The sequence below is a fragment of the Neisseria sp. P0021.S006 genome, assembly GCF_051956895.1.
Genome location: NZ_JBQCWZ010000993.1, coordinates 1 through 541, shown reverse-complemented (window position 1 = coordinate 541; position 541 = coordinate 1). Strand labels below are relative to the sequence as shown.

Sequence of the window (541 nt, the reverse complement as noted above, 5' to 3'; positions counted from 1 at the left end):
GGTTTGACGGTCACGCCGCGCATCATGTCGGCGTAAATGCGCAGGGTGTCGATAAGCGTGTCGGCAGTGTCAAACAGTGGCTCTTTGTCTTCCTGATTGTCTTTGTTGTATGCCAAAGGTTGCGATTTCATCAGGGTAACCAGGCCGATCAGGTGGCCAATCACGCGACCGGATTTACCGCGCACCAGTTCGGGTACGTCAGGGTTTTTCTTTTGCGGCATGATGGAAGAGCCGGTGCAGAAACGGTCGGCAATATCGATAAAGCCGAAACGCGGACTCATCCACAAAATCAATTCTTCGGAAAGACGGCTCAGATGAACCATAATCAGGGAAGCGGCGGCGGTGAACTCAATGGCAAAATCGCGGTCAGATACGGCATCGAGCGAGTTTTGGCAGATTTGCTCAAAGCCCAACAGCTCGGCGGTAATTTCGCGTTGAATCGGGTAGGTGGTGCCGGCCAGTGCGGCGGCGCCGAGCGGCATACGGTTGACGCGTTTGCGGCAGTCGGCCATGCGCTCGAAATCGCGGCCGAGCATTTCGA

1 protein-coding gene is annotated in these 541 nt (G+C 55.6%); it reads right to left on the bottom strand.

The window, feature by feature from the left end; all coding sequences use genetic code 11:
* Positions 1 to 541: lyase family protein (locus ACTHUM_RS18345; protein ID WP_440403728.1), on the bottom strand; the 541-nt coding region annotated here is incomplete at both ends.